Origin of the sequence: Methylobacterium sp. NPDC097929, from assembly GCF_049543375.1 — a bacterium.
In the GTDB taxonomy this organism is placed as follows: domain Bacteria; phylum Pseudomonadota; class Alphaproteobacteria; order Rhizobiales; family Beijerinckiaceae; genus Methylobacterium.
In genome coordinates, this window is record NZ_JBMVEP010000002.1 from 277,419 (window position 1) to 303,218 (window position 25,800).

The following is a 25,800-nucleotide window of genomic DNA, read 5'->3' on the forward strand; positions in this document are numbered from 1 at the left end:
GCGCGGCATAGGGCATCGAACAGGAACCTCGAAGGCGCGCTCCGGTTGCCCAAGCACATCCGCGTTCGCCTTGAGGAGACTTCCATGAGAACGTCAATCACCGCCGCCGCCTGCCTGCTCCTGCTGGGCGCGGCGGGGATGCCGGCCCATGCCCAGTCGGTTGGGGAGAAGACCGGCGTGAACTCGCTGATCGGGGTCGCGCCCTCGTCCCAGGACTTCGTGACCCAGGCCGTGATCAGCGACATCTTCGAGACCGAGTCGAGCAAGCTCGCGCTCGAGAAGGCCGACGAGAAGACCAAGGCCTACGCCAAGAAGATGATCGACGACCATAAAAAGGTCTCGGACGAGCTGAAATCCGTCGTGCAGACGGGCGACATGAAGCTGAACATCCCGACCGCGCTGGATTCGGCCCACCAGAGCAAGATCGACAAGCTCAAGGGCCTGAGCGGCGACGACTTCACGAAGCAGTATCACGACGATCAGGTCACCGGTCACAAGAACGCCGTCGACCTCTACAAGCGCTACGCCGACAGCGGCGACAACGCGGCGCTCAAGGCCTTCGCCGTCAAGACGAAGCCGCACCTGGACGAGCACCTGAAGATGGCCCAGGACCTCGACAACAAGAAGTAGGTCTTTCGCGACGTGCGGCGGTTCGTCTTCGGGCGGACCGCCCTTGCCTCGGGCCAAGCGAAACGCCCGAAAACGGCGTGGGCCGGACGCGCTACGAGCGTTGGCCGAACATCGTCGCCTTGGCGCGGATGACCTCCGCCGCCCGCTCGATGCCGGCCCGGTCCACGTCGAGATTGGCGGTGGCCCGGATCTGATGCGTGCCGATGGCGCGCACCCGCACGCCGTCTTCGAGACAGGCGGCGGCGAAGGCGGCAGCCGGGATGCCCAACGCCTCCACCGTGAAGCACAGGATGTTCGACTGCCCCGCCGTCGGATCGAAGCCGAGGCCGGGCACGTCGGCGATGGCCCGGTGCAGGCGGCCGGCATTGGCGTTGTCCTCGGCGAGCTGCGTCATGTGGTGGTCGAGGGCGTAGAGCCCCGCCGCCGCCAGCACGCCCGACTGGCGCATGGCGCCGCCGAGCCGGTACTTCCACTGCCAGGCCCGCTCCACGAAGTCGGCCGAGCCGCACAGCACGGCCCCGACCGGGCAGCCGAGCCCCTTGCTGAGATCGATCCAGGCGCTGTCGAAGCCGGCCGCGTAATCGGCCGCGGCGATGCCCGTGGCGACGACCGCGTTCAGCAGCCGGGCACCGTCGATATGGGCCTTGAGCCCGCGCGCCTGGGCGTAGTCGCGGATCAGGCGCATCTCGCCCACGTCCCAGACCGTGCCGCCGGAAAAGCTCGTGGTCTGCTCGATCGACACGAGCCGGGAGCGCGGCGCCGTGCGCTGCGGAACCCGGATCGCCGCCTCGACCTGCGCCAGGGTGAACAACCCCACCCGCGTCGGCAGGGCCTTGACCGAGACCCCCCCGACCGCCGCCGCGCCCGCGGCCTCCGTGTTGTAGATGTGGGACTGATCGTCGACCACGATCTCGTCGCCGGGCCGGCAATGCACCAGGATCGAGGCGAGGTTGCACATCGTGCCGGACGGCATGAACACGCCCGCCTCCATGCCGAGCAGTTCCGCCACCCGCTCGCACAGGGCGTTGGTCGTCGGGTCCGAGCCCGACTGCTCGTCGCCGACGTCCGCCCGGGCCATGGCCTCGCGCATGCCCGGGGTCGGCCGCGTCTGCGTGTCGCTGAACAGGTCGATCATCGCGTGTCTGTCCCGTGGCAGGCCCTCACCCGTCGGCTCCGGCGGAGTCGGTGCAAACCGGGCGATCGCTCAGCCGGTCATGCATGAAAAATACAATCCGCGGCAAGCGTGACGCGCCGCGGCACCGCCCGATCCCCGACCGACCTCACAAGCATTTTGATGTGTCCCAGGGAGTTGGGCAGGCCGCCGTATCTCGACAGGCGTTGGCGTCGTGCCTAGAGCTAGTGACGCGAAGTATCGCATTAAAAATGATTTGAGTGCTCGATGAATAGAATTGAGCCCAGTATCGGGATCAGCCGCCGCTACCTGCACGACGAGGTGGCGGACCGCATGCGCGAGTTGATCAACGAAGGCGAACTGGAACCGCGCGCCCGCGTCAACGAGAGCGAGTTGACCGAGCGGTTCGGCATCTCGCGCACGCCCTTGCGAGAGGCGATCAAGATCCTCGCCACGGAAGGGTTGCTCGAACTCCTGCCCAATCGCGGCGCCCGGGTCGCGAGCATCTCGCGCAACGAACTCGAAGAGATGATCGAGATCATCGCCGGACTGGAGGCAACGGCCTGCGACATCGCCTGTCGCACCATCACCGAGGACGATCTGGCCCAGATCGAGGAGAAGCACCGGGGCATGATGGCCGCGTGGCAGAACCGCGACGAGGCGGTCTACTTCCGGCTGAACCGGGAGATCCACGAGGCCATCATGCTGGCCAGCCGCAACTCGAAATTGTACAGCCTGTATATGGGCTTGACGGGCCGCATCCAGCGCTCCCGCTACATGGCGCACCAGACCGAGGAGCAGTGGGCCCAGGCGGTCGACGAGCACGAGCGGATGATCCCGCTCCTGCGCGCCGGGGACGGGGATGCGCTGGCGGCCCTGATGCGGCGGCACATCCGCTCGAAGAAGCCGGTGATCGCAGCGATGTACGGCGAGGAGGGGGCCGAGCCGGCCTCGGCGGCGCGATGAGGGCGCCGCCCGTCAGCGCCCCTTGAAGTTCGGCGGGCGCTTGGCGAGGAAGGCTTCCATGCCCTCGCGAAAATCCTCGCTCATGTAGGTCATCACGATCAGGTCGTCCCCGGGCCGCTCGCCCTCGGACGCCTCGGGCGCGCCCTCCTGGGCGATGCGGCGCAGGCCTTCCTTGGTCGCCTGGAGGGTGAGCGGCGCGTGGCTCGCGAGCAGGGTCGCGAGCGCCCCGGCCCGGGCCTGCACGGCGGCGGCATCCTCCACCACCTCGTTGACGAGCCCGATCGCCAGCGCCTCCGGCGCCTCGACCAGGCGGGCGGTGAACAGGATGTCCTTCACCCGCGGGGCGCCGATCAGGCTCACGAGCCGGCGGAGCGTGTTCTGCGACAGGCAATTGCCGAGGGTGCGGGCGATGGGGATGCCGAAGCGGGCATCGCGGCTGGCGATGCGCATGTCGCAGGCCGCCGCGATGGCCGCGCCGCCCCCGGTGCAGGCCCCCGCGACCGCGGCGATGGTCGGCACCCTCAAGGATTCCAGGCTGCCGAGCACCCGGTCCATGAAGCGTTCGTAGCCGAGCGCGTCCTCCGGCTTGTCGAAGGCGCGGAACTGGGAGATGTCGGTGCCGGCGGCGAAGGCCTTGTCGCCCGCGCCCGTGACGATCACCGCCTTGATCGCGCGATCCGCCTCGATCCGCTCGCACAGCTCGACCAGCCCGCGATACATCGCGAAGGTGAGCGCGTTGCGCGCCTTCGGCCGGTTGAGGGTGATGCGGGCGATGCCCGCCTCGTCCACCGCGAACAGGAGTTCGTCGGTCGGTGCGGTCTCGGCGTCAGCGGTCATGGGGCGTCCCTCGCAGCATGGTTTCAGGCCGTGGTCTCGCCCACGACGCCCCGGGCGATCAAGTCGTCGATCGCCGCCGCATCGTAGCCCGCTCGGCCCAGAATGGCGCGGCTGTGCTCACCCAGAAGCGGCGCCGGCCCGTGCACGCGTCCGGGCGTCCCTGAGAACTTCACGGGCAGGCCGAGCGTGCTCATCGGCCCGGCGCGGGGGTGCTCGACCTCGACCACCATCTCCCGCGCACGCGCCTGCGGGTCGGCCTGCATGGCCAGCACGTCGAGGACCGGGCCGGCCGGCACGCCGCCCGCTTCCAGCCGCGCGAGCCAGTCGGCCGAGGGCGCGGTGCGGAAATGCGGGGCCAGCGCCTGCGCCAGCGCCGCGCGATGGGCCATGCGGTCGCGGTTGGCGGCAAAGCGGGGATCGCCCGCGAGCGCCTCGGCACCGAGCACGGACAGCAGCCGCAGCCAGTTGGTCTGGTTGGCCGCGCCGATGGTGATCCAGCCGTCGGCCGTCTCGAAGGCCTCGTAGGGCGCGTTGAGCGGATGGGCCGAGCCCATCGGCCCCGGCGCGACGCCGGTCGCCATGGCGATGGCCGATTGCCAGTAGGTGAGGGTGATGCCGGCCTCGAACAGGGAGGTGTCAACCACCTGCCCCTCGCCGGTCTTCAGCTTGTGCACGTGGGCGGCGAGCACGCCCATCGCCGCCAGGATGCCGGCGGTGATGTCGGTCACCGGCGGTCCGCACTTCATCGGCGGGCGCCCCGGCCCTTCGCCGGTGATGCTCATCAGCCCGCTCATGCCCTGCGCCACGAGATCGAAGCCCGCCCGCTCGGCATAGGGACCGGAGCGGCCGAAGCCCGAGAGCGAGCAGTAGATCAGCCCCGGAAACTCGGTCTTCAGCACATCGTAACCGAGGCCCAGTCGCTCCATGGTGCCGGCGCGGTAATTCTCGATCAGCACGTCGGCATCGGCCAGCAGGCGGCGCAGCACCGCCTTGCCCTCCGCGCTCTTGAGATCGAGGGCGATGCCGCGCTTGCCGCGGTTCATCATCATGTAGGCGGCGCTCTCGCCCCCGATCGCGGGCGGGACCGAGCGGCGGGTATCGTCGCCGCCGTCGATCTTCTCGACCTTGATGACCTCGGCCCCCATGTCGCCGAGCATCAGCCCGCAGACGGGTCCGGCCATGATGTGGGCGAGTTCGACGACCTTCAGGCCGGCGAGCGGCCCGGAACGGGAGGTCTCCTGCATCATCCCGCCTCAGCTCCGATCGGAACGGGCTCTGCACGCAGGACGCGAAGCGCATGTCCGGCAACGGCTCATCGGACGGATCCTCCCGGATTGCGGCCTCCTCGAGGACGGCTCGCCGCGTGGCGCGGTGATCGCGCCCCCTTTCGTATTATGCATTGAGACTACGGCCCGATGCGGCGGCGAGGCAATCGCTTTGTATGCGTTTTACCGGGCGCAGTATGCTTCCCGCCCGGCGGATTGACCATAAGAGGCAGCGATCCGTGCCCGCAATGGAACGCGTGCGCCGGCTCCCGGTTGATCGGCCAAAGCGTGGCCGGCGGGGAAGGCTCCGTGGCGGCCCTGGCGAGCGGAGAGAGCGATGCGCGGGTTGAGGTCGGCACTCGGGATGGCGGCGGCCCTCGTCACCCTGGCCGCTGCGGGAACGTCGTCGGCGCAGGCCGGCTGCACCCGGCAGATCATCAACAAATCCGGCTACACCGCCCTCGTCAGCCGCGATGGCGGCCCCTGGGTCGCGGTGCGCCCGCACCGCTCGCAGACGATCCGCTACAACCAGTCCGGCCGCATCGACGTGGCTCTGACCTGCGGGCCGGGCGCCCTGCCGGAGCAGGCCGCCTACCGGGCCAATTTCGACACGGTGGCGGTGATCGACCGCTGCTACATCCGCTTCGGCGACGGCTTCTTCGAGGACCAGCTCGGCGGCGGCTTCTTCGCCCGGAAGGACACCGCGCCGCTGGCGCTCAACAACCCGCGCCAGGGCGACCTCGTCGTCGGCCCGCAGGCGGGCGGCTGCGCGGTGGAGCGCGGAGCGATCAGCGCGCGCTATTAGGCGCGAGCGCGCGAAGCGTGCTAACCCGCGCGCCCCGTCGTCCGCGACGACGCGCCGAGACGAGATTCATGCGCTCGATTCTTCCCATAGCCGGAGCCATCGCCCTCGCCATGACCAGTGCCGCTTCCGCCGCCCAGCCCGTCACGCTGCCCTCGGGCCTCAGCTACACCGACGAGGTGGTCGGCACCGGCCCCGAGCCGAAGACCGGCCAGCAGGTCACCGTCCACTATACCGGCTGGCTCGACGAGGGCGGCGGCAAGCGCGGCAAGAAGTTCGACTCCTCCCGCGACCGCGGCCAGCCCTTCTCCTTCACCATCGGCGCCGGACAGGTGATCCGCGGCTGGGACGAGGGCGTCGCCACGATGAAGGCCGGCGGCCGCCGCATCCTGACGATCCCGCCGGATCTCGGCTACGGCGCCCGCGGCGCGGGCGGCGTGATCCCGCCGAACGCCACGCTGATCTTCGACGTGGAGCTGATCGGCTCGCGCTGATCCGGCCTCAGGCTCCGGCGCCCTTCGCGGGCGCCGGGCTACGGAGCGCCGCTCAGATCAGCCGGTGCTCGCGGGCAAGCGCCAGCAGGTCGCGCTGCGGGCGGGCGCCGATATGCTCGATCACCTCGGACGCCGCGAGGGCACCCAGCCGGGCGCTCGCCACGTAGTCGATGCCGCGGGTATAGCCGGCCAGGAAGCCTGCCGCGAAGAGATCGCCGGCCCCGGTGCTGTCGACCACCTCGCGGGCGGGGAAGGCTTCGACCGAACGGACCTCGCCGCCGCGCACCACGAGCGCGCCTTCGGCCGAGCGGGTGACGAGACCGAGCAGGTGCGTGCCCTTGACGCCGCGCTCCTCGCGAAGGGCCGCGACCGCCGCCTCCGGGTCGTCGGTCTGATAGAGGCTCTGCAGCTCGCCGATATTGGCGAACAGGATGTCGATGCTGCCGTTGCGCAGGAGTTCGAGGAATTCCTCGCGGTAGCGGCCGACGCAGAAGGCGTCCGACAGCGTCAGGGCCACGGCGTTGCCGGCGGAATGCGCCACCTTCACCGCCTTGCGGAAGGCGTCCTTGGCGGCCGGCGGATCCCACAGGTAGCCTTCGAGATAGGTGACGCGGGCCGCGCGCACGGTGACCTCGTCCACGTCGTCGGGCGAGAGCCCCTGGCAGGCGCCGAGATAGGTGTTCATGGTGCGCTCGCCGTCGGGCGTCACCAGAATGAAGCAGCGGGCGGTGGCCGGCCCCTCGGCCGTCGGCGGAACCGTGAAGCGCACGCCCGTCGCCTTCAGGTCGTGGCTGAACAGGTGGCCCAGTTCGTCCTCGTGCACCTTGCCGATGAAGCCGGTCTTGGCACCGAGCAGGGCGGCGCCGACGGCAGTGTTGGCGCCCGAGCCGCCGGACACCACGGTCGCCGGCCCCATCACCTCGAACAGGGCCTCCGCGCGCGGCTCGTCGATGAGCTGCATCGCGCCCTTCGTCACGCCCTGCGCCGTCAGGAAGCTCTCGTCGGCATGCGCGATCAGATCGACGATCGCGTTGCCGAGGACGAGGAGGTCGAGGGTGTCGTCGGACATGGAACCGTCCCGTGTCTGGTCAGCTTTGCCGGGGCCTGTCGCACCGTGGCCAAGGGCCGTCAAGCAAGGGCCGCCTCACGGCTCGGCGAACAGGCTTCCCACGCCGATTGTGAGACCGGGGGGATCGAGGAAGAGTTCGCCCGCGGCGGCGATGCGCGTCTCGATCAGGTCGCCCGCGCCGCGGCGATGGTGAATCACCGTGCGCCGCTCGGTGTCGAGGATGAGGTAGTGCTGCACGCTCGGCAGCCGGAAGTAGCCTTGAAACTTGAAGCCGGTATCGACGTGCTTCGTACGCGGCGAGAGGACCTCCACGACAATCAGCGGCTCGGAAACCGTCGTCGCGTCGGGATCGAGACGCGCGCCGCAATGGACGAGGGCGTCCGGCTCGAAGACCGTCCGATCGTCGACCCGGACGGACAGGCCGTCGGGCAGCATCTCGCACGGGAGACGACCAGCACGGATCGCGGCGCGCAGAGCCGTCTGCGCGGCAAACTTCGTCACCGCGTGCCGGACACGCTCCGGCGACATGGAAAAAACTTCCCCGTCGGCGAGTTCGTGCCGTCCCGGACGGCCCTCGGCCCAGGCCAAAAATTCATCGGCGGTCATGCGGACTTTGGGCTGCACGCTCATCGCCCGAAACCTATCACGCCTGCCGGAGACCGCGAAGGCACGGCGCTACTGCTGCAGCGCCTTCACCTCGCACTGCGCGTAGTCCGAACTCGCCTTGACGTAGGCGTTGAGCTTCTGGACGTAAGCCCCTGCGATCGAATGGAAAGCCTGGGCTTGCGCGTTGTAGGCCTTGATCGCATCGTTGTAGCTGTAGGCCTCCCAGCCGGGGCAGCCCTCCTTCTTGTCGAGGCAGGCGGGCTTTTCGGGGAGCTTCGGCTTTTCCGGCCGCGCTTCGGCCGGCGGGGGCGTCGGCGGCGTGCAGGGGGCGGCAAGCGCCGGCCCCGCGAGGCCGGCAAGCGCCAGTGCCGTGATGATGCGTCCTGCCATGGTCCGTCCTCGAGCCGTCGTTTCGAGGGTTCTGACGGCCGAGTTGTGGCGGGAATGGGGTCGCCAAACCGCGAGCGTTAACGCACCGTCGTGCGAGATGCGGTAAATGCGGCTCATGCCGCGCACGTCGATCTCCGCCGCCGTCGAAGCCCTGAGCGAGGAGGCCGCCCAGTCGCGCCATGCCGAGCTGTCGCGGGCGATCGAGCGGGCGAACCAGCTCTACTACAACGAGGACGCGCCCGAACTCTCGGACGCCGAGTACGATGCCCTGCGCCAGGAACTGGAGGCCATCGAGGCGCGCTTTCCCGCGCTGACGGGCACCACCGAGGCGAGCGCGGGCGTCGGCGCCAAGCCGTCGGAAAAATTCGCCAAGGTCCGGCACGCCGTGCCGATGCTCTCGCTGGGCAACGCCTTCGCCGACGAGGATGTGGAGGAGTTCGTCGCCCGCGTGCGCCGCTTCCTCAACCTCTCCGCCGAGGAGCCCGTCGCCTTCACCGCCGAGCCGAAGATCGACGGGCTGTCGCTCTCCCTGCGCTACGAGGCGGGCAAGCTCGTCACCGCCGCCACCCGGGGCGACGGCGAGGTCGGCGAGAACGTCACGGCCAACGCGCTCACCGTCGAGGACATCCCGGAGAAGCTCTCCGGCGAGGGCTTTCCCGCCGTGCTGGAGGTGCGCGGCGAGGTCTACCTGTCGCACGAGGATTTTTCCGCCATCAACGCGCGGCAGGAGGCGGCGGGCAAGCCGCTTTTCGCCAACCCCCGCAACGCCGCGGCCGGTTCGCTGCGCCAGCTCGATCCGGCGATCACCGCCTCGCGGCCCTTGCGCTTCTTCGCCTATGCCTGGGGTGAGGTCTCGGAGCCCTTCGCCGACACGCAATCGGCGGTGCTGGAGCGCTTCCGGGGCTGGGGCCTGCCGGTGAACCCGCGGACCAAGCTCTGCGCCTCGGCCGGCGAGATGATCGCGCATTATCGCGCCATCGAGGCGGAGCGGGCCGGTCTCGGCTACGACATCGACGGCGTCGTCTACAAGGTCGACGATCTCGGCTTCCAGCGCCGGCTCGGCTTCGTCAGCCGGGCGCCGCGCTGGGCGCTCGCCCACAAGTTCGCGGCGCAGGAAGCCTTCACCGAGCTTCTGGCCATCGACATCAATGTCGGGCGCACCGGCTCGCTCAACCCGTTGGCGCGCCTGAAGCCCGTCACGGTCGGCGGCGTCGTGGTCTCCAACGCGACGTTGCACAACGAGGGCTACGTGCAGGGCGTGGGCGGCGACGGCGAGCCGATCCGCGAGGGCCGCGACATCCGCGTCGGCGACACGGTGATCGTGGTGCGCGCCGGCGACGTGATCCCCAAGGTGCGGGACGTGGTGCTCGACAAGCGCCCGGCCGGGGCCGTGCCCTTCGTCTTCCCCGAGACCTGCCCGGCCTGCGGCAGCAAGGCTGTCCGGGAGTTGAACCCGCGTACGAAGAAGATCGACGCCGTGCGCCGCTGCACCGGGGGGCTGATCTGCCCGGCGCAGGGCGTGGAGCGGCTCAAGCACTTCGTCTCGCGCAACGGCTTCGATCTCGAAGGCTTCGGCCAGACCTATGTCGAGGTGCTGTTCGAGGCCGGCCTCGTGAAGCAGCCCGCCGACCTGTTCCGCCTCGATTTCGAACCGCTCAAGGCGGCGATCGTCGCGCGGCGCGAGGCGCTCTCGGCGCAGCGCCGGGCCGAGGGCGAGCCCGCCCCGAAGAAGCCGACCAAGAAGAAGGGCGAGGAGGAGGACAAGGCGATCAAGAACCTGCTCGCCTCGCTGGAGGCGCGCCGGTCCATCCCGCTCAACCGGTTCCTGTTCGCCCTCGGCATCCCGCAGATCGGCGAGTCGACCGCTAAGGCGCTGGCCAAGCGCTTTCCCGACATGGCGGCACTGATGACCGCCATCGCGGCGGCGGCGCAGGAGCAGGCGGGGCCCGACTGGCTCGAACTCTCGAGCCTCCCCCGCATCGGGCCGGGCACCCGCGACCGTCTGTTCGAGACGCTCGATCCGCTGCCGGGCGAGGCTCTGGCGGAGGCGTCCCTCGGCGCTCGCCTGCGCGGGCGGCTGACGCCGTCCCAGCGCGAGGCGGTGCTCGCCCATTACGGCAGCGAGGACGCCGTCGATGCGGCCCTGGAGCGGGCCGCCTCGCAGCGGCCCGGCGACGCCTACCGGCTGTTTGCCGACGACGGCGAGATCGGTCCGGTGGCGACGGATTCGCTGATCCAGTTCTTCACCGAGCCGCACAACGATGCGGCCGTGCGCGCCCTCCTCGACGAGGTGAAAACCGAACCGCTGGCGGCCACGACTTCGGCCGCGGCCTTTGCCGGCAAGACCGTGGTGTTCACGGGCACCCTTGAGAAAATGACCCGGAGCGAAGCCAAGGCCACCGCCGAGCGCCTGGGCGCCAAAGTCTCGGGCTCGGTCTCGGCCAAGACCGACCTCGTCGTCGCCGGCCCCGGCGCGGGCTCGAAGCTCAAGGATGCCGAGCGCCACGGGGTGAAGGTCGTCTCGGAGGACGATTGGCTGGCGATGCTGGCGGAGGCGTGAAGCGTCTCTCACGAAACGCCCGCTGCGCCGTCGCGGGCGGTGGCGAAACGGTCGGTGACCGGGAGTTTTGTGAGGCATTCCAAGACGCATTTGGCTTGACCCCGGGGTGCCCCGCGGCGCAAGCCGGCGCCGGATCAGTCGGCCGGGCGGCCGCTCCGTCGTCAGACGGGGAGGAAAGTCCGGGCTCCATGGAGAGACGGTGCCGGATAACCTCCGGCGGGGGCGACCCCAGGGACAGTGCCACAGAGAGCAGACCGCCCTGCGAAGGTTCGTCCTTCGCAGGGTCAGGGTGAAAGGGTGCGGTAAGAGCGCACCGCGGACGCGGCAACGCGGACGGCACGGCAAACCCCACCGGGAGCAAAACCGAATAGGGGCGACACGCTCCGCCCCGCGAGGGGAGGGGCAGGCCCGCTCTCCAGGCGCGTCGCCCGGGTTGGTTGCTCGAGGCGGCCGGCAACGGTCGTCCCAGAGGAATGGCTGCCACGTCCGTGAGTTCGCTCGCGGGCCCTACAGAACCCGGCTTACAGGCCGGCTGATCCACCTCACCCCGCAGCGTCGATGCCGGCGCCGGCCACGGGCCGGCGAAGGGCTCGCCGCGCCTAGCGGTGAGGGGGCCGGCGGAACGGGGGCGGACGCATGATCCGACCCCGGCGCGGTGTGGCAAAGCCGACGAAAGCGGACGCCGCATTGACGCTCGGTTAACCTTGATACGGTCAGATCGGGTCAGCCTGCATGGTCAAGCTCGTTGACGCGTTTCGAGGGCCCATGTTACCCCGCGCCATCCCGTTGACGCCCTATTCCGGATCGGCCAACACTCGTTCAGGTTGCCCGGCGAGAAGGCGCGCGCGTGGCCGGAGCCGCCCGCGGATCGGCGTCGCCACCACCGTTCGGGCCGCCGCCGCGTGGTCCGCCCATGCAGCAGGCCTCCATGATTCCTCCCTCGCCGGACGGCGCCCGCGCTTTCTTCGGCAATCCCGAGAAGCCAGTGCGGTCCCCGGAGCGCTGCCGATGAGCCGGACACCGCGGCCGGGCAAGCCGGACCGGAGCGAGTCCGACCGGGCCGCGCAGGCGCGCCACGTTCCCGTCCTGCTGCCCGAAGTCCTCGCCGCGCTCGCCCTCGACCGGCCGGGGCTCGCCGTGGACGGCACCTTCGGCGCGGGCGGCTACACGCGGGGGCTGCTCAACGCCCAGCCGGAGCTTCAGGTCGTCGCCATCGACCGCGACCCGACCGCGATCCGCGCGGGCGCCGATCTCGTGGCGGCATCCGGGGGGCGCCTGCGTCTGGTCCAGGGCCGCTTCGGCGAACTCGACGCGCTGCTCGCCGATCTCGGCGAGGGGGGGGCCGACTGGGTCGTGCTCGATATCGGCGTGTCCTCGATGCAGCTCGACGAGGCGCAGCGCGGCTTCTCGTTCCGGCAGGACGGGCCGCTCGACATGCGCATGGGCGGCGACGGCCCCAGCGCGGCCAACCTCGTGAACGAATCCGACGAGACCACGCTCGCCGACATCCTCTACCATTTCGGCGAGGAGCGCCGCTCGCGGGCGGTGGCCCGCGCCATCGTCGAGGCGCGCCGCCGCGCCCCGATCGCGACCACGGCCGAACTCGCCGATCTCGTGGCCGGCGTGGTGCGGCCCGAGCCGGGCAGCCCGATCCACCCGGCCACCCGGAGCTTCCAGGGACTGCGCATCGCGGTGAACGACGAACTCGGCGAGTTGGTGCGCGGCCTGCACGCGGCCGAGCGCGTGCTGCGGCCCGGCGGGCGGCTGGCGGTGGTGACCTTCCACTCGCTGGAGGACCGCATCGTCAAGCAGTTCTTCTCCGCCCGCAGCGGCCGGGCCGCGCAGGCCTCGCGGCATCTGCCCGGCGTCGAGCGGCCCGTCCCGAAGAGCTTCAAGCCCGTCACCAAGGGGCCGGTCCTGCCTTCGGATTCGGAGACGATGGTCAATCCGCGGGCGCGCTCGGCGAAGCTGCGCGCGGCCGAGCGGACCGAGGCCCTGGCGCCGGACCCGCTCACGGCGATCGAGACGCTGGCGAGCCTGCCCGCCGCGCAGGGACGGGGGACGCGGCGGTGATCCGACTCCTCAACGTCCTGGCGATCGTCGGCCTCATCGGCTCGGCGGTCTACGCCTACTCGACGAAGTACGACACGCTCTACCAAGCGGGTCAGGTCTCGAAGCTCAAGACCGGGCTTCACAAGGAGCGTCAGGCCATCGCGGTCCTGCGCGCCGAGTGGCAGCTCCTGACCCGGCCCGACCGGCTGCAGAAGGCGGTGGAGCGCCACCTCGTCCTCGAGCCGATCAGCGACGGGCACCTCGCCCGCCTCTCCGACCTGCCGGAGCGGCCCGAGCGCGGCGACGAGATCGCCCGCCTGCTGGCCTCGACGGCGACGCCGACCGCGACGCCCAAGGACAGGCCTTCGGGCGCCCGCGACGAGCCCCGCACCACGGGCTCGGTCACCACCCGCACCGTCTCCACCCGCCCGCCCGCGGCTTCGAGGTAGCGTTCCGTGTCCCAGGATCCGTCGCAAGACCCGTTGCAAGATCCGTCACGCGATCCGACGCATCACGACCCGGACGGGGCGGCGCAGGCCGCCTCCGCTCCGCTGCCGGCATCCATGCCGGAGCCGATGCCAGAGCGCGTCGTGACGAGCGAGCCGCCGGCCTCGGCCCTGACGCGGCTCACCCGGATGATGTTCCGCCTCGCCATCGAGCGCTCGCACGCCCGCGTGGCGGTGGTCGGCCTCGCCTTCGCGGTGGTGTTCGGCGCGATCTCCATGCGCCTGCTCGTGATGGCGGCGACGCCGGGCACGAACAGCGACGACCACCGCGTGGCGGCCGCCGCCACGACCACGATCCGCCCGGACATCATCGACCGCAACGGCGAGATCCTGGCCACCGACATCCGCACCGTCTCGGTCTTCGCCGAGCCGAGCCGGATGGCGCGCACCTTCGACCGGGACGAGGCGGTCGAGCTCCTGACCGCGGTGCTGCCCGAGCTGAACGCGGCGGAGCTGCGCACCAAGCTCTCGTCCAAGAAGGGCTTCGTCTGGATCAAGCGCGAGATCACCCCGAAGCAGCAGCTCGAAGTCCACCGCCTGGGCATTCCGGGCGTCGGCTTCCTGCCCGACCACAAGCGCGTCTATCCGAACGGGGTGGCCGCCGCCCACGTCATCGGCGCGACGAACCTCGACAACATCGGCATCGCCGGCATCGAGAAGTACATCGACAACCGGGGCAACCGGGCGCTCAACGAGTTCGGCCTCGTGGCCAAGCAGACGGATCTCTCGCCCGTCCAGCTCTCCCTCGACCTGCGGGCGCAGTTCGCGGTGCGCGACGAGCTCGTGAAGGGCGTGGAGCACTTCAAGGCCAAGGCCGGCGCCTCCATGATCCTGGACGTGAACACCGGCGAGATCCTGGCGCTCGCCTCCTACCCAGACTTCGACCCCAACGAGCCGAAGGACGCGCTCTCGGACGACCGCATCAACCGGATGAATGTCGGCGTCTACGAGATGGGCTCGACCTTCAAGGCGATGACCCTCGCCATGGCGCTCGATTCCGGCAAGTACAACGTGAATTCCACCTTCGACACCCGCGGTGGAGTGCTTCACTGGGGCCGCCAGAAGATCCACGAATATCACGGCACCAACCGCGTCATCACCATGCCGGAGGTGTTCACCCACTCCTCCAACATCGGTTCGGCGAAGATGGCGCTCGGCATCGGCGTGCCGGGGCACAAGGCCTTCCTCAAGCGGATGGGCCTGATGGACCGCATGCGAACGGAGCTGCCGGAATCGGCCGCCCCGATCGTCCCGCCGCGCTGGACCGAGATCAACACCATCACCATCGCCTTCGGCCACGGCCTGGCCGTGGCGCCGCTCCAGGCCGCGGCGGCGGTGGCGGCCATCGTCAACGGCGGCGAGCTGATGACCCCGACCTTCCTCAAGACCGACGAGGAGACGGCGCGGGCCAAGGCCACCCGCGTGGTCAAGCCGGAGACCAGCGAGGCGATGCGCTTCATCATGCGCCTCAACGCCGTCGAGGGCTCGGCCAAAAAGGCGTCCGTGCCGCTCTACTACGTCGGCGGCAAGACCGGCACGGCCGAGAAGGTCATCAACGGGCGCTACGCCAAGAACCGCCTGTTCACGACCTTCATGGCGGCGGCGCCGATGGACAAGCCGAAATACCTCTTCCTCACCATCATGGACGAGCCGCAGGGCCTGCCCGAGAGCGGCGGCTACGCCACCGCCGCCTGGAACTCCGGCGTGGTCACGGGCAAGATCATCGAGCGGGCCGCCCCCATCCTCGGCCTGCCGCCGAGATTCGAGGCGCCGGCCAAGCCGTTCCCGCTCATGGTCAAGCTCGGCGCCTACCACGCCACGCAGGTGGGCGGGCCGTGACGGCGGACCGCCGCCGGCCGGCCTGACCCGCGAGGACGCGTTCCCATGAGCCAGCCGACCAGCCCGTCGACCAACCCATCGACGGGTCATTCGACCCTCGGCGACCTGTTTCCGGAAGCGGAGGCCGCGCTCGCCGCGAAGTCCGTCGCCGGGCTGACCGCCGACAGCCGCCGGGTCGTGCCCGGCGGCGTGTTCGTGGCCGTGCCCGGCACTAGCGCCGACGGCCGGCTGTTCGCGGCCGCCGCCGCGCGGGCCGGCGCCCTCGCCGTGGCCGGGGAGGGCACGCGCCCCGACGACCTGCCCGAGGCGACGGCCTGGATCGCCGTGGCCGATGCCCGCCGCGCGCTCGCGCTCGCCGCCGCCCGCCGCGCCGGCCGCCAGCCGGAGACGGTCGTGGCGGTCACCGGCACCAGCGGCAAGAGTTCGGTGGCCGACTTCGTGCGGCAGATCCTGTCGCGGCTCGGGCGCGATGCGGCGAGCCTCGGCACGGTCGGCATCGTCACCAACCGGGGCGCCGCCTACGGCTCGCTGACGACGCCCGACCCCGTCACCCTGCACGAGACCCTGGCCCGTCTGGCGCAGGAGGGCATCACCGATCTGGCCATGGAGGCATCCTCCCACGGGATCGAGCAGCGCCGCCTCGACGGCGTCGACCTGACGGCCGCAGCCTTCACCAATCTCGGCCGCGACCATCTCGACTACCATCCGACGATCGAGGACTACCTCGAAGCCAAGCTGCGCCTGTTCACCACGCTCCTGCCCAAGGGCCGTCCCGCGATCGTCAACGCGGACGGGGCCTATGCCGAGCGGGTGATCGGCGCCGCCGACGCCGCCGGGCACACGATCCGCTCGACCGGGCGCGGGGGCACCTTCATCCGACTCGTCGAGGCCGGCACGGACGGCTTCTCGCAGGGTCTGACCCTGGTCCACGAAGACCGGGAATACCGCGTGCGCCTGCCGCTGGTCGGCGGCTTCCAGGTCGAGAACGCCCTCGTGGCGGCGGGGCTGGCCCTCTCGACACCCGCGGGCGCGGCCGATCCGGCCGGCGTCTTTACCGCGCTCGAAGGCCTGACCGGCGTGCCGGGCCGGATGGAGCGGATCGGTGAAGCGAATGGCGGGCTCTGCCTCGTCGATTACGCCCACAAGCCGGAGGCGCTGGAGCACGTGCTGGCGGCCCTGCGCCCCTTCGCCAGCGGACGCCTCGTCGTGGTGTTCGGCTGCGGCGGCAACCGGGACGCCGGCAAGCGGCCGATCATGGGCGCCATCGCGCAGCGCCTCGCCGACCGGACCATCGTCACCGACGACAACCCGCGCAACGAGGAACCCGCCGCGATCCGCGCCGCCATCCTCGCCGCCGCACCGGGTGCCGAGGAGATCGGCGACCGGGCCGAGGCGATCCGCGCGGGCGTGCGGGACCTGCGGCCCGGCGACGTGCTGGTGGTCGCCGGCAAGGGACATGAAACCGGCCAGATCGTCGGGCCACGCGTGCTTCCGTTCTCGGATCACGAGACTTTGCGCGCCGCGATCGCGGAGGTGAACGGATGACCGACGCCCCTCTCTGGACCCAGGCCGCCCTGGAGGCAGCGACCGGCGGCACCCTGCGCGGCGCGCCGCGCGCCGTCACGGGCGCCTCGATCGACACCCGCAGCCTGGAGCCCGGCGACCTGTTCTTCGCGATCCGCGGCGAGGCGCGGGACGGCCACGACTTCGTGCGCGCCGCCCTGGAGAAGGGCGCCGGCGCGGCGGTGGTCGCGGCGGCGCGTGCGGACGCGTTCGAGGGGATCGGGCCGGTTCTGGCCGTGCCGGGGGAGGGCGAAGACCCGGTGCTGGAGGCGATGCGCCGCCTCGGTCTCGCCGCCCGCGCCCGGACGGGGGCGGCCATCGTCGCCGTGACCGGCTCGGTGGGCAAGACCGGCACCAAGGAGGCCTTGCGCCACGTGCTCGCGGCGCAAGGCGCGACGCACGCCTCGGTCGCCTCCTACAACAACCATTGGGGCGTGCCGCTGACGCTGGCGCGGACGCCGGCGGAGACCCGCTTCGGCGTGTTCGAGATCGGCATGAACCACGGCGCCGAGATCCTGCCGCTGACCGCGATGGTGTGGCCGGACGTGGCCCTGATCACCACGGTCGAGCCGGTGCATATCGAGCATTTCCACTCGGTCTCCGCCATCGCCGACGCCAAGGGCGAAATCTTTTCCGGGCTGAAGCCCGGCGGCGTCGCGGTGATCAACCGCGACAACCCGAATTACGAGCGGCTGCTGGCCCACGCCCACGCCTCGCGGGCGGGCCGCGTCGTCACCTTCGGCGAGCATGCGGCGGCGGATGTGCGCGCGAACCGCATCCTGACCCGGCCCGACGTCTCGGTGGTCGATGCCACGGTGATGGGCGTGCCTCTCACCTACCAGCTCGGCACGCCGGGCCGGCACGTGGCGATGAACTCGCTCGGCGTGCTGGCCTGCATTCACGCGCTCGGCGCCGACCTCGCCCGCGCCGCCCTGTCGCTGGCGAGCCTGAAGCCGCCGGTCGGGCGCGGCGAGCGCACCGCCCTGCGGATCGGCGAGGGCGAGGCCTTCCTGGTCGATGAGAGCTACAACGCCAACCCCGCCTCGATCCGCGCGGCGCTCGCGACGCTGGCCGGCATCGAGACGGCGGACAAGGGCCGCCGCATCGCCGTGCTCGGCGACATGAAGGAACTCGGCGCGGCGAGCGAAGCCCTCCACCGCGAACTCGCGGACGCGGTGAGCGCCCACGGCATCGATCTCGTCTTCACCGCCGGCACCCAGATGGTCCACCTGTTCGAGGCCCTGCCGATGGCCGTGCGCGGCGCGGCGGCCCCCAGCGCCGAGGAGTTGACCGACGCGGTGCTCGCCACGCTCCGGCCGGGGGATGCGGTGATGGTCAAGGGCTCGAACTCCATGCGCATGGTCCGCATTGTCGAAGCGGCCAAAGCCCGCTACGCGGTCGCGCCGGACCCGCGCGAAGCCTCGCTGAACGCGGTTCGCTGACGATCCGATCATCGGCCGGGCTCTCGCGCCCGGTCCATCCTTCCGGCCGCGCGCAACGCCGTGCCGGGCGTGTCGACGAAGAACCTGCCGCGGGCGGACGAACGCATGCTCTATCTGCTGTCGGAACTGAGCGGCACGCTCACGCCCCTCAACGTGTTCCGCTACATCACCTTCCGCACCGGCGGCGCGCTGTTCACGGCGGGCTTCTTCGTGTTCTGGTTCGGGCCCTGGATCATCTCCCTGCTGCGCCTGCGCCAGGGCAAGGGCCAGCCGATCCGCGAGGACGGCCCGGCCAGCCACCTGACCAAGCGCGGCACGCCGACCATGGGCGGCCTGATGATCCTGGCCGGCGCCGTGTTCTCGGTTCTGCTCTGGGCCAACCCGCGCAACCACTACGTCTGGGTGACGCTCGCGGTCACCCTCGGCTTCGGCGCGATCGGCTTCTACGACGACTACCTCAAGGTGACGAAGCAGTCGCACAAGGGCTTCTCCGGCCGCTTCCGCCTCCTCCTGGAATTCGCGATCGCGGGCGCGGCCTGCCTCCTGATCTCGGTCTACTCTCCGGCCGCTCTTCAGAACCAGCTCGCCTTTCCCGTCTTCAAGGACGCGCTGCTGAACCTGGGCTGGTTCTGGGTGCCGTTCGCCGCCTTCGTGATCGTGGGGGCGGGCAACGCGGTCAACATCACCGACGGCCTCGACGGGCTCGCCATCGTCCCCGTGATGATCGCCTGCGGCACCTTCGGCGTGATCGCCTACCTCGTCGGCAACTCCTTCACCGCCGGCTACCTGCAGGTGAACTACGTGCGCGACACCGGCGAACTCGCCGTGGTCTGCGGCGCGGTGATCGGGGCGGGGCTCGGCTTCCTCTGGTTCAACGCGCCGCCCGCGCAGATCTTCATGGGCGATACCGGATCGCTGGCGCTGGGCGGCCTGCTCGGCGCCATCGCCGTGGCCGCCAAGCACGAGATCGTGCTCGCCATCGTCGGCGGCCTGTTCGTGCTGGAGATCATGTCGGTGATCATCCAGGTCCTCTCGTTCAAGCTCACGGGCAAGCGCGTCTTCCGAATGGCGCCGATCCACCACCATTTCGAGCAGAAGGGCTGGAAGGAGCCGCAGGTCGTGATCCGCTTCTGGATCATCGCCGTGGTCCTGGCGCTCGTCGGCCTCGCCACGCTGAAGCTGCGCTGAGCCCGGCAGGACGGACGAGAGACGCATCCATGACGCCAGCCACCACCTTCGCCGGCCGGAAACTCGCCCTGTTCGGCCTCGGCGGGTCCGGGCTCGCCACCCTCCGTTCGCTCATCGCGGGCGGGGCCGACGTGCTGGCCTGGGACGACAACGCGGGCAGCCGCGACCGCGCCCGGGACCTCGGCATCACCGTGACCGATCTTGGCGAGGCCGACTGGTCCGGCTTCTCCGCCCTGGTGCTGGCGCCGGGCGTGCCGCTGACCCATCCCGAGCCGCACTGGACCGTGGCGCGCGCCCGCGAGGCCGGCATCGAGATCATCGGCGATATCGAGATCTTCTGCCGGGAGCGGGCGGCGCTCGCGCCCGACGCGCCCTTCGTGGCGATCACCGGCACCAACGGAAAGTCGACGACGACGGCGCTGACGGCACATCTGCTGCGCCATGCCGGCCGCGACGTGCAGATGGGCGGCAATATCGGCACCGCGATCCTCTCGCTCGCGCCGCCCGCCGACGCCCGCATCCACGTGATCGAGCTGTCCTCGTTCCAGATCGACCTCACGCCCTCGCTCAAGCCGGGCATCGGCATCCTGCTCAACCTGACGCCGGATCATCTCGACCGCCACGGCACCATGGAGAACTACGCCGCGATCAAGGAGCGGCTGGTCGCGAGCGCCGACCTCGCGGTGATCGGCGTGGATGACGCCCCCTGCGCCGCCATCGCCGAGCGGCGTGGACCCGAGCGCATCCGCATCCATGTCGAGGGCCACGGCGACGCGCAGGGCGATTTCGTCTGCGCCGGCAGCGCGGTGCGCGGTCCGGACGGGACCGTGATCGCCGAGGTCTCCGGCGTCCCGTCCCTGCTCGGCGACCACAACCTCCAGAACGCCGCCGCTTCGGTCGCCGCCGCGATCCGGCTCGGCCTCACGGGCGACGAGATCGCCGCGGGTCTGAGGAGCTTCCCCGGCCTCGCCCACCGCATGGAGCCCCTGCGCCGGATCGGCCGGGTGGCCTTCGTCAACGATTCCAAGGCGACCAACGCCGACTCCACCGAGAAGGCCCTGCTCGCCTTCCGCGACATCCACTGGATCGTCGGCGGCAAGGCCAAGGAGGGCGGCATCGAGCCCCTGGCGCCGCTGTTCGGGCGCGTCGCCCACGCCTACCTGATCGGCGCGTCGAGCGACGCCTTCGCCGCGACGCTGGAGGGGCGCCTGCCCTTCACCGCCTGCGGGACGCTGGAGGCGGCGACCGCCGCCGCCGCCGCGGCCGCCCGCGCGTCGGGCACCGGGGCGCCGGTGGTGCTGCTCTCGCCGGCCTGCGCGTCGTACGACCAGTTCCCGAACTTCGAGGTGCGCGGCGACCGCTTCCGCGCGCTCGTCGCCGCCCTGCCGGAGGATGCGGACGCCTGAAGGCCGCCGCGTCCTCCGGCACGCAGCTCCGGCCCCGCTCCATGAACCTCTGGCTCCGCCTTTTCTGGCTCATCGCGACGGCGTGGCGACGCCCGGCGCTCGTCCTGCCCAACGGCGTCTCACGCTTGAGACTCCGCGTCTGGCCGCACGACATCGACGTGTCGATGCATCTCAACAACGGCCGCTACTGGACGCTGATGGATCTCGGCCGCACCGACCTGCTGATCAAGTCCGGCCTGTGGCGCCCGCTGCTGCGCCAGGGCTGGACACCGGTGGTGAGCGCCGGCCAGATCCGTTTCCGCCGCGAATTGCGGCCGTTCCAGGTCTTCGATCTGGAGACCCGGCTCGTGCATTGGGACGACACCCAGGTCGTCATCGAGCATCGCCTGATCATCCGGGAGACCGATCTCGTCGCGGCGATCGCCCTGGTCCAGGCCGGCCTCTACGACCGCAAGCAGCGACGCTTCGTCCCCGTGCGGCACTTGTTCGAGACGATCGGGGTGGAGGCGGAGAGCCCGCCGACGAGTCCGCAGGTCGAGGCGTTCCTGTCGGCGGGGACCACCCTGCGGCGGGCGACGACCTCGGCCTGAACCGTTCTTGCGCTTCGAGCCTGTTTGACCGGCTTTTCCTACCAACCGCCTCATCCTGAGGTGCTGCGAAGCAGCCTCGAAGGAGGGCTCCCATTCTCGCCGTGCGTTCTGGAGCCCTCCTTCGAGGCTCCGCTTCGCTCCACACCTCAGGATGAGGATTGAGGATTGGACATCACCACATCGGAAGAGCGGTCGAATTCGATGAGCCGAGTCGAACAGGCTCTGAGGCGCTCAGGCGCTCTTTCTCAGGCGCTCTTTCTCAAGCGCTCTTGCCGACCGGCCGCGCTTCGGCGCCCGGCTCCGCCGGCTTGCCTTCGCTCTCGGCCCGGTTCCCCTTGCCGACGGTGCGGCGGGCGCGGAAGGCGGGACGCGCCTCCGCCTGCTTGCTCTTGAGGATGGTGCGGAACTCGTCCCGGCGCTCGTGGATCGAGGCGATGACGTGGCCCATCGGCACGCCGACATCGACGAGGACCGCCTCGGAGAGCTGGAGCGAGGCCTCGATCGTCTCCGGCACCGCGTCGTCGACGCCCATCTCGTAGAGCTGCGTCGCGTGGCGGGCGTCGCGGGCGCGGGCCACGATGGTCAGGTCCGGCCGCTCGGCCCGGGCGGCCTGCACCACCGCCTCCACGGCGCGGGGATTGTCGAGGGTCACCACCAGGGCGCGGGCGGCGGCGATGTCGCAGCGGCGCAGCATCTCCGTGTTGGCCGAATCCCCGAAATAGACCGGGCTGCCGAGCCGGCGCTGCTCGGCCACGCGCACCGGATCGGAATCGAGGGCGATGTAGGGGATGGCGTGGCGCTTGAGCATCTCGCCGACGAGCCGGCCGACCCGGCCGTAGCCCGCCAGGATCACCCGGTTCTGCTGCGGGTCGGGCACCGGCTCCGCCCGCGCCCGGCCGAGCTGCTCCTTCGAGACCCGGCGGCCGATCCGGCGGGCGAGCGCCGCCAGGCCGGGAATCGCGATCATGGTCACCGTGGTGACGATGAGGGCCGCCCCGCCCACCGGCTCGGGCACCAGCCCCGCCGCCATGGCCCCGCCGATGAGGACGAAGGCGAACTCGCCCCCCGGTCCGATCAGCAGCGCGGTCTCCAGCGCCACCGGGGGGCCCAAGCCCATAAGGCGGGCGCCGGCCAGCACCACGGCCCCCTTGATGACGAGGAGCCCCAGCGACAGGCCGAGGATCGCGCCGGGCGCGGCGAGAAGCTGCGCCGGATCGAGGCTCATGCCGACCGAGACGAAGAAGACGCCGAGCAGCAGCCCCTTGAACGGATCGATGGTGGCCTCGATGGCCCGGCGGTACTCGGTCTCGGCCAGGAGCAGGCCGGCGACGAAGGCGCCCAGCGTCATCGAGAGGCCGCTGGCCGCCGCGACCAGGGCGGTCGCCACGATCACGAGCAGGCAGGCCGCCATGAACAGCTCGGTCGAGCGGGTGCGCGCCACGAGTTGGAAGAGCGGGCGCAGCGCCACCCGGCCCGCCACCACGATCAGCACGAGCGCGATCACCGCCTGCCCGAGCGCCAGGGCGAGCGCGCCGCCGAGATCGCCCCCGTCCCGGCGGCCGAGCACGGCGATGGCGAACAGGATCGGCGCCACCGCCAGATCCTGGAACAGCAGGACCGCGAAGCTGGTGCGCCCGGCCGGCGTGCCGAGCCGCTTCTGCTCGGCGAGCACCGGCAGCACCACGGCGGTGGAGGAGAGCGCGAGCGCCAACCCCACCAGCACCGCGCCGGCCACCGGCTGGTTGAGCGCGATGAGGATGAGCGCGATCACCGCCGCCGAGGCCGCGACCTGGATCGAGCCGAGGCCGAAGACGAGCCGGCGCAGCACCCGCAGCCGCTCCCAGGACAGCTCGATCCCGATCATGAACATGAGGAAGATCACGCCGAACTCGGCCAGATGCGCGATCTCGGAGCGGTTGCCGATGGTGAAGGGAGCGAGCCAGGGATGCGCGTCGGCGAAGCGCCCGAGGCCGAAGGGCCCGAGCAGCGCGCCCGCACCGATGAAGCCGAGCACCGGGCTCACCCGGAGGCGGTGGAACAGCGGCACCACGATCCCGGCCGTGACGAGGAAGAGGATCGCCTCCCGGTAGCCGGCCCCCGCATGCGCACCGGCTTCAGCGGCGATCTGGGTTCCGGCCTGTACGGGATCGGTCATCGGGGGTTTACGCTGACGCCTGAACGGAAACGGGGGAGGGGAGCTGCACCCCGCCGTCGCGGCGCCGGGAGGGCCGGCCGCATCATGGGCGGCGGGAATGCCGCAGTGCAACCTGTTTCGACGCTGCGCGGCAGGTTTCGTGCCGGGTGCGGGTCCGGCGCCCGGGGCGGCACCCGTGCCGCGGACGGACGCGGTGCAACCATCCACCGCTGATCGCGGCGGCCGGCACAACTTCGGCACAATACGCGCTTACGCTGAGGTAACGCGATGTTAGGGGATGGCGGGCGCCGCCCCCCGACGGAGGCCCGCAGCGATCCTTAGGCCCATGAGATTTTTTGCCAGTAAGCTTCCGAATCGGGACGTGCAGCGCGAGCGGCGCGAATGGGTGCTCGACCAGCAGCGCTGGAAGCACCAGCGCGACATCGAGCGCGGCTACCGCATCAAGTGGGGCTACGTCGCCATCGCCTATCTCGTCGAGTTCATGGTCATCGGTGCCTCGCTCTGGGGCGCGTGGCTGTTCGCGGGCTATTACAGCGACGGCGACGAGCGCGCCTTCTACTTCATGCTGCTGGCGCCCCTGGTCTACGCGGCGGTGGAGCTGTGCCGCGTGCCGCTCGGCATCCTGGCGCGCACCCAGCGCTCGTGGTTCGTCAAGGGGCTGGCGATCATCGGCATCGTCTTCGCCGCGGGCGTCACCACGAAATCGGTCTCGCAGCTCGGCGAGATGATGTTCCATCCCCGCCTGATGGATGCGGCCAAGGCCAAGACCGCGCTCAAGGACGCCCAGGCCGACCGCGACAGCATCGACACCCGCATCGCGGCCGCCAACGCCCGGGTCGAGCAGTACACGACCGAGCTGGAGCAGATCGAGCGGCGCTCGGCCGAGAACGCCACCCAGCTCGCGGGCCTGCCGGCGCAGCGCTGCGAGCGCGTCTACGGCACCAACAGCCGCGGCGCGCGCTACTCCAACCTCAAATGCGTCACCGATCCGCGCACCGCGACCCTCAACGCCGCGGTGGCCAAGGCGGGCAGCGACCGCAGCGCCATCGTCAAGGAGCTGGAGGAGGCGCGCAAGGCGCGCAGCCTCCTCGACCGCGGTGCGGCCGACCGCAAGGTGGCCGATGCCGAGCAGGCCTACCGCAACTCGGTGAACCGCTCGCAGCTCCACTCCTTCACGGCGATGGTCTACGGCGTCGATCCGATCGAGGTGACCGACGCGCAGGTGCACGCCTTCCTGCGCATCTTCGTGTTCGTGCCCGCGCTCTGCGCCGCCTTCGCCTCGACCATCCTGGCGCTCTCGGCGGTCTCGGTGCGCAAGACCTTCATGGACGAGGACGATCTCGGCGCCGCCGTGAACCCGGAGGCCACGCCCTACCTCCTGGCCTCCATCGCCGAGGGCGTGCGCCAGGAGATGGCGCTCGCCCAGCCGAGACCGGCCGCGCGCGAGGCCTCCGTGATCCCGCTTGAGCGGCGCACGGCGCCGGTGGTGCCGCCGCCGCCTCCCCCCGCCAACGCCCCCGCCAATGCGGGCGCGAGCGCGTAAGCCTGCCCGAGTGAGCCCCCGGTCATGAGCATCCACACCGAAGGCACGCACGAGAACATCGTGCTCGCGCAGCACGTCAACGGACGCCTGCGGGCGGAGGCGCGGATGGCCTTCGCCCGCGCCTTCCTGCTGCGGGCGATCGGCACCGGCGCCTTCGTGGCCCTGGCCGGCATCGGCATCGGCGCCGCGAGCTACGGCTACGCGTATCTCAACCAGTTCGACACGGCGGCCGAGAAGATCGCGGCCGCGATGCAGACGGCTCTGTCCGACGTGACCCTCAAGACCAAGGGCGAGGTCACGCTCACCGACAACACCCTGAAGCTCGAAGCCCTGCCGGCCCAGAAGACCAGCGCCGTGCCGACGCCGACCAAGGCGCAGCTCGGCACCGACGCCGCGCCGAGTTCGCAGGCCCCGGTGCAGACGAGCTTCACCGTCTTCAAGCAGGTGCCCTATCTCGACGGGGCGATCGTGACCGGCTGGAATTACAGGGCCAACGAAGACCGGCCGTTCCAGCAATATTGCTACTTCTCCCGCCCCTCGAACGATCCCAAGATCCAATCCATGATCCAGATCGATCTCGCCCGGGACGGCAAGACCCTGCCGCAGCCCCAGAAGTCGGACGTGAACCTCGGCATCCTGGCCACCAACTGCGTGTGGCACGACGGGAAGACGCTGTAGCGGACGGGCACCGGCCTATCAGCCTTTCCCGATGCCCGTTGCCGAGCCGCTTCGCACCGGGTTACTGCGGGCCGATCATTCCCCGAC

At 70.7% G+C, this 25,800-nt stretch carries 22 protein-coding genes and 1 other RNA gene; 16 read left to right on the forward strand and 7 right to left on the reverse strand.

Annotated features, from left to right (window positions below; translation table 11 throughout):
- The first annotated feature begins 84 nt into the window (after positions 1-84).
- Complete coding sequence (locus ACPCJR_RS09365; protein ID WP_391511900.1) at positions 85-630, forward strand: DUF4142 domain-containing protein; 546 nt, start codon at positions 85-87, stop codon at positions 628-630.
- Positions 631-721: 91 nt separating this feature from the next.
- Here ACPCJR_RS09365 and ACPCJR_RS09370 read toward each other — a convergent pair whose 3' ends face one another.
- Complete coding sequence (locus tag ACPCJR_RS09370; RefSeq protein WP_391511901.1) at positions 722-1,765, reverse strand: threonine aldolase family protein; 1,044 nt, start codon at positions 1,763-1,765, stop codon at positions 722-724.
- Between the two features lie 264 nt (positions 1,766-2,029).
- On the opposite strand from ACPCJR_RS09370, the gene ACPCJR_RS09375 reads away from it, so the two are divergent.
- Positions 2,030-2,728 carry a GntR family transcriptional regulator gene (locus ACPCJR_RS09375; RefSeq protein WP_391511902.1) on the forward strand — a complete coding sequence of 233 codons (699 nt, stop codon included), beginning with the start codon at positions 2,030-2,032 and terminating at the stop codon, positions 2,726-2,728.
- Positions 2,729-2,740: 12 nt separating this feature from the next.
- On the opposite strand, the gene ACPCJR_RS09380 is transcribed toward ACPCJR_RS09375, so the two are convergent.
- Positions 2,741-3,565, reverse strand: coding sequence for an enoyl-CoA hydratase/isomerase family protein (locus tag ACPCJR_RS09380; RefSeq protein WP_391511903.1), 825 nt, complete (start codon positions 3,563-3,565; stop codon positions 2,741-2,743).
- 23 nt (positions 3,566-3,588) lie between these two features.
- Complete coding sequence (locus tag ACPCJR_RS09385) at positions 3,589-4,809, reverse strand: CaiB/BaiF CoA transferase family protein (RefSeq protein WP_391512097.1); 1,221 nt, start codon at positions 4,807-4,809, stop codon at positions 3,589-3,591.
- Between the two features lie 358 nt (positions 4,810-5,167).
- Between ACPCJR_RS09385 and ACPCJR_RS09390 the strand changes: the two genes are divergently transcribed.
- A complete protein-coding gene (locus ACPCJR_RS09390) occupies positions 5,168-5,635 on the forward strand; it encodes a hypothetical protein (protein ID WP_391511904.1) in 468 nt (155 codons plus the stop codon).
- Positions 5,636-5,703: 68 nt separating this feature from the next.
- The gene (locus ACPCJR_RS09395) at positions 5,704-6,126 is read left to right on the forward strand and encodes an FKBP-type peptidyl-prolyl cis-trans isomerase (RefSeq protein ID WP_012456877.1); all 423 of its coding nucleotides are present in this window, start codon (positions 5,704-5,706) and stop codon (positions 6,124-6,126) included.
- A gap of 52 nt (positions 6,127-6,178) precedes the next feature.
- On the opposite strand, the gene ACPCJR_RS09400 is transcribed toward ACPCJR_RS09395, so the two are convergent.
- The 3 genes from ACPCJR_RS09400 to ACPCJR_RS09410 form a co-directional block, all read right to left on the reverse strand.
- Entirely contained in the window at positions 6,179-7,195 is a 1,017-nt protein-coding gene (locus tag ACPCJR_RS09400; RefSeq protein ID WP_391511905.1) for an adenosine kinase, read from the reverse strand.
- A 75-nt stretch (positions 7,196-7,270) separates the two neighbouring features.
- Complete coding sequence (locus tag ACPCJR_RS09405) at positions 7,271-7,825, reverse strand: Uma2 family endonuclease (protein ID WP_391511906.1); 555 nt, start codon at positions 7,823-7,825, stop codon at positions 7,271-7,273.
- A gap of 45 nt (positions 7,826-7,870) precedes the next feature.
- A complete protein-coding gene (locus tag ACPCJR_RS09410; protein WP_391511907.1) occupies positions 7,871-8,191 on the reverse strand; it encodes a hypothetical protein in 321 nt (106 codons plus the stop codon).
- 115 nt (positions 8,192-8,306) lie between these two features.
- On the opposite strand from ACPCJR_RS09410, the gene ligA reads away from it, so the two are divergent.
- From ligA to ACPCJR_RS09460, 10 genes are all read left to right on the forward strand, one after another.
- On the forward strand, positions 8,307-10,751 hold the full coding sequence (gene ligA, locus ACPCJR_RS09415; RefSeq protein ID WP_391512098.1) for an NAD-dependent DNA ligase LigA: 2,445 nt from the start codon (positions 8,307-8,309) through the stop codon (positions 10,749-10,751).
- 134 nt (positions 10,752-10,885) lie between these two features.
- Positions 10,886-11,291, forward strand: an RNA gene (gene rnpB, locus ACPCJR_RS09420) — RNase P RNA component class A.
- A gap of 468 nt (positions 11,292-11,759) precedes the next feature.
- Positions 11,760-12,824 (forward strand): 16S rRNA (cytosine(1402)-N(4))-methyltransferase RsmH, encoded by a 1,065-nt coding sequence (gene rsmH / locus ACPCJR_RS09425; RefSeq protein WP_391511908.1) that lies wholly within the window; start codon positions 11,760-11,762, stop codon positions 12,822-12,824.
- Positions 12,821-13,252, forward strand: a complete 432-nt coding sequence (ftsL, locus tag ACPCJR_RS09430; protein ID WP_110351203.1) for a cell division protein FtsL — start codon at positions 12,821-12,823, stop codon at positions 13,250-13,252. The genes rsmH and ftsL overlap by 4 nt, the downstream gene beginning before the upstream one ends.
- A 6-nt stretch (positions 13,253-13,258) precedes the next feature.
- Positions 13,259-15,148, forward strand: coding sequence for a peptidoglycan D,D-transpeptidase FtsI family protein (locus ACPCJR_RS09435; protein WP_391511909.1), 1,890 nt, complete (start codon positions 13,259-13,261; stop codon positions 15,146-15,148).
- 45 nt (positions 15,149-15,193) lie between these two features.
- Positions 15,194-16,693, forward strand: a complete 1,500-nt coding sequence (locus ACPCJR_RS09440; protein ID WP_391511910.1) for a UDP-N-acetylmuramoyl-L-alanyl-D-glutamate--2,6-diaminopimelate ligase — start codon at positions 15,194-15,196, stop codon at positions 16,691-16,693.
- Positions 16,690-18,153, forward strand: a complete 1,464-nt coding sequence (locus ACPCJR_RS09445; RefSeq protein ID WP_391511911.1) for a UDP-N-acetylmuramoylalanyl-D-glutamyl-2,6-diaminopimelate--D-alanyl-D-alanine ligase — start codon at positions 16,690-16,692, stop codon at positions 18,151-18,153. The genes ACPCJR_RS09440 and ACPCJR_RS09445 overlap by 4 nt, the downstream gene beginning before the upstream one ends.
- Positions 18,154-18,258: 105 nt before the next feature.
- Positions 18,259-19,341 carry a phospho-N-acetylmuramoyl-pentapeptide-transferase gene (gene mraY, locus ACPCJR_RS09450; protein WP_391512099.1) on the forward strand — a complete coding sequence of 361 codons (1,083 nt, stop codon included), beginning with the start codon at positions 18,259-18,261 and terminating at the stop codon, positions 19,339-19,341.
- A gap of 29 nt (positions 19,342-19,370) precedes the next feature.
- Positions 19,371-20,747, forward strand: coding sequence for a UDP-N-acetylmuramoyl-L-alanine--D-glutamate ligase (murD, locus tag ACPCJR_RS09455; RefSeq protein ID WP_391511912.1), 1,377 nt, complete (start codon positions 19,371-19,373; stop codon positions 20,745-20,747).
- A gap of 41 nt (positions 20,748-20,788) precedes the next feature.
- Positions 20,789-21,337: an acyl-CoA thioesterase gene (locus ACPCJR_RS09460; protein ID WP_391511913.1), complete on the forward strand. Its 549-nt coding sequence runs from the start codon at positions 20,789-20,791 to the stop codon at positions 21,335-21,337.
- A gap of 259 nt (positions 21,338-21,596) precedes the next feature.
- Here the strand turns inward: ACPCJR_RS09460 and ACPCJR_RS09465 are convergent, their stop codons facing one another.
- Positions 21,597-23,492: a cation:proton antiporter gene (locus ACPCJR_RS09465; RefSeq protein WP_391511914.1), complete on the reverse strand. Its 1,896-nt coding sequence runs from the start codon at positions 23,490-23,492 to the stop codon at positions 21,597-21,599.
- A gap of 325 nt (positions 23,493-23,817) precedes the next feature.
- Here ACPCJR_RS09465 and ACPCJR_RS09470 point away from each other — a divergent pair, with 325 nt between their 5' ends.
- Both ACPCJR_RS09470 and ACPCJR_RS09475 read left to right on the forward strand, forming a co-directional pair.
- Positions 23,818-25,035, forward strand: coding sequence for an ATPase (locus ACPCJR_RS09470; protein ID WP_391511915.1), 1,218 nt, complete (start codon positions 23,818-23,820; stop codon positions 25,033-25,035).
- A 24-nt stretch (positions 25,036-25,059) separates the two neighbouring features.
- A complete protein-coding gene (locus ACPCJR_RS09475; protein WP_391511916.1) occupies positions 25,060-25,713 on the forward strand; it encodes a hypothetical protein in 654 nt (217 codons plus the stop codon).
- Positions 25,714-25,800: the final 87 nt, after the last annotated feature.

Coding starts and splice junctions, on each gene's coding strand:
- ACPCJR_RS09460 (WP_391511913.1), top strand. CDS start 20,789: ATGAACCTCTGGCTCCGCCTTTTCTGGCTCATCGCGACGGCGTGGCGA.
- ligA (WP_391512098.1), top strand. CDS start 8,307: ATGCCGCGCACGTCGATCTCCGCCGCCGTCGAAGCCCTGAGCGAGGAG.
- ACPCJR_RS09395 (WP_012456877.1), top strand. CDS start 5,704: ATGCGCTCGATTCTTCCCATAGCCGGAGCCATCGCCCTCGCCATGACC.
- mraY (WP_391512099.1), top strand. CDS start 18,259: ATGCTCTATCTGCTGTCGGAACTGAGCGGCACGCTCACGCCCCTCAAC.
- ACPCJR_RS09385 (WP_391512097.1), bottom strand. CDS start 4,809: ATGCAGGAGACCTCCCGTTCCGGGCCGCTCGCCGGCCTGAAGGTCGTC.
- ACPCJR_RS09445 (WP_391511911.1), top strand. CDS start 16,690: ATGACCGACGCCCCTCTCTGGACCCAGGCCGCCCTGGAGGCAGCGACC.
- rsmH (WP_391511908.1), top strand. CDS start 11,760: ATGAGCCGGACACCGCGGCCGGGCAAGCCGGACCGGAGCGAGTCCGAC.
- ACPCJR_RS09390 (WP_391511904.1), top strand. CDS start 5,168: ATGCGCGGGTTGAGGTCGGCACTCGGGATGGCGGCGGCCCTCGTCACC.
- ACPCJR_RS09405 (WP_391511906.1), bottom strand. CDS start 7,825: ATGAGCGTGCAGCCCAAAGTCCGCATGACCGCCGATGAATTTTTGGCC.
- ACPCJR_RS09410 (WP_391511907.1), bottom strand. CDS start 8,191: ATGGCAGGACGCATCATCACGGCACTGGCGCTTGCCGGCCTCGCGGGG.
- ACPCJR_RS09380 (WP_391511903.1), bottom strand. CDS start 3,565: ATGACCGCTGACGCCGAGACCGCACCGACCGACGAACTCCTGTTCGCG.
- ACPCJR_RS09475 (WP_391511916.1), top strand. CDS start 25,060: ATGAGCATCCACACCGAAGGCACGCACGAGAACATCGTGCTCGCGCAG.
- ACPCJR_RS09440 (WP_391511910.1), top strand. CDS start 15,194: ATGAGCCAGCCGACCAGCCCGTCGACCAACCCATCGACGGGTCATTCG.
- ACPCJR_RS09365 (WP_391511900.1), top strand. CDS start 85: ATGAGAACGTCAATCACCGCCGCCGCCTGCCTGCTCCTGCTGGGCGCG.
- ACPCJR_RS09370 (WP_391511901.1), bottom strand. CDS start 1,765: ATGATCGACCTGTTCAGCGACACGCAGACGCGGCCGACCCCGGGCATG.
- ACPCJR_RS09470 (WP_391511915.1), top strand. CDS start 23,818: ATGAGATTTTTTGCCAGTAAGCTTCCGAATCGGGACGTGCAGCGCGAG.
- ACPCJR_RS09400 (WP_391511905.1), bottom strand. CDS start 7,195: ATGTCCGACGACACCCTCGACCTCCTCGTCCTCGGCAACGCGATCGTC.
- ACPCJR_RS09375 (WP_391511902.1), top strand. CDS start 2,030: ATGAATAGAATTGAGCCCAGTATCGGGATCAGCCGCCGCTACCTGCAC.
- ACPCJR_RS09465 (WP_391511914.1), bottom strand. CDS start 23,492: ATGACCGATCCCGTACAGGCCGGAACCCAGATCGCCGCTGAAGCCGGT.
- murD (WP_391511912.1), top strand. CDS start 19,371: ATGACGCCAGCCACCACCTTCGCCGGCCGGAAACTCGCCCTGTTCGGC.